Source organism: Novosphingobium sp. B-7 (assembly GCF_000410615.1).
GTDB lineage: Bacteria > Pseudomonadota > Alphaproteobacteria > Sphingomonadales > Sphingomonadaceae > Novosphingobium > Novosphingobium capsulatum.
This window is the reverse complement of sequence record NZ_KE148511.1, coordinates 1,829-3,438: the sequence shown is the minus strand read 5'-3', so window position 1 is coordinate 3,438 and position 1,610 is coordinate 1,829. Positions and strand designations below refer to the sequence as shown.

Annotated in this window: 2 protein-coding genes and 1 pseudogene; all 3 read left to right on the top strand. The window is 67.4% G+C overall.

The window, feature by feature from the left end; translation table 11 throughout:
- Nucleotides 1-657, top strand: a 657-nt coding sequence (locus H926_RS0123155; protein ID WP_022678355.1) for an SPOR domain-containing protein, incomplete at its 5' end; no start/stop codon positions are given.
- A gap of 214 nt (nucleotides 658-871) precedes the next feature.
- Nucleotides 872-1,375 (top strand): YbjN domain-containing protein, encoded by a 504-nt coding sequence (locus H926_RS0123150; protein ID WP_028658410.1) that lies wholly within the window; start codon nucleotides 872-874, stop codon nucleotides 1,373-1,375.
- Between the two features lie 18 nt (nucleotides 1,376-1,393).
- Nucleotides 1,394-1,610, top strand: a pseudogene (locus tag H926_RS30160) (pyrroline-5-carboxylate reductase); the annotation flags it as partial.

The following is a 1,610-nucleotide window of genomic DNA, read 5'->3' as shown; positions in this document are numbered from 1 at the left end:
CTGGCGCAAGCGCAACCGCAGCCCCAGCCGACCTCGCCAGCACCGGCCCAACTGGCGCCTACTCCCGCGCCGCAGCCAGTGCCGGCTGGCGCGGCGCCTTCGCCCGATGGCTTTGCCACGCTCTTTGCCGGCTTTACCGCCCCCGCCGAAGAACAGCAGCGCCCCACCGTGGCGGTCGATATCGCCGCGATCCAGGCGGCCAACGAACGTGCGGCGGCCGAACGCGCCGCGATCGAGGCGCGCAAGGCGGCCGAGGCCAAGAAGCTGGCCGACGCCAGGAAGGCCGCTGCCGAAAAGAAGGCGGCCGCTGAAAAGAAGCTGGCCGATGCCAAGAAGGCCGAGGAAGCGCGCAAGGCCAAGGAAGAGGCCAAGCGCCTCGCTGCCAATCCGGCACGCACCTGGGTGCAGGTCCTGACCGGCGGCAACCGCGCCAAGATGGGCAAGGAATGGGCCGGGCTTCAGGCCAAGGCGCCCGAACTGCACGGGCGCAAGGCATACGTCACATCGTGGAACCGGGTCTATCGCCTGGTCACCGGGCCGTTCCCGAGCGATGCCGCCGCGCAGGAATTCGTGGCCAAGCTCAAGGCCAAGGGCGTCGGCGCGTTCCAGTTCGACAGCCCCGCCGGCCAGGCCATGGACAGCGTTTCGGCCAAGTGATTCTGCCGCGCCTGCCCCGGATCGTGATGCCGGGGTGGGCGTGGTGGCGCTTGTCCACAAGTTTTGCACAGCGTTGTCGAGTTTTGCCCAAGGCTGGGCTAACGGTCGATTGTCGGCGGCCAATCGCTCCGCGATGGAACGAATGGAAACCACGGTCGCTGGTTAAGGCGCTGGCATTCTCGCTGGCATGGGCACCGTGTGAGGGGGCGTGATGATGCGAACCGGCCACGACGACAGCGACCGCGACGACGCCGCGCCGGTAGACATGCTCGCCTCGCTGTTCGAAGCGCGCGGCTGGCCCTGCGAATTCGTGTCGGACGACGAGATCCATGGCGAAGTGCAGGGCTCCTGGGCCACGTACCAGTTGCGCTGCATCTGGCGCCCCGAAGACCATGTGCTGCAAATCCTCTCGCTGCCCGATATCCGCGTGCCCGATGATAAGCGTGGCGCGATGTTCGAGGTCATGGCGCTGATCAACGAGCAGGTCTGGCTGGGGCATTTCGATATCTGGTCCAACGGCAGCGTGCTGCTTTACCGCCACGGGCTGATGCTGGGCGACGATGGCCTGCTCAGCCTGCACCAGGCGCAGGTGGCGATCGAAGCGGCGGTGGACGAATGCGATCGTTTCTATCCCGCCTTCCAGTTCATCCTGTGGGGTGACAAGAGCCCGGCCGATGCGCTGGCCAGCGCGCTGGTCGATGCCGCCGGCGAAGCCTGAATTCGGAGCCATTTGCTGATGACCTATTCCTTCCTCCAGTTCGGCTGTGGCAACATGGGCGGCGCGATGCTGACCGGCTGGCTCGCCAGCGGCATTGCCCCGGCGGCCTTTACCGTGGTCGATCCGCATCTGCCCCAGGCGCCGGCTGGCGTGCGCCTGCTGCGCACCGCGCCGACCGGCGAAGCGCCGCCCCGTTTCGTGCTGCTGGGCTTCAAGCCGCAGGGTCTTGCCGCCG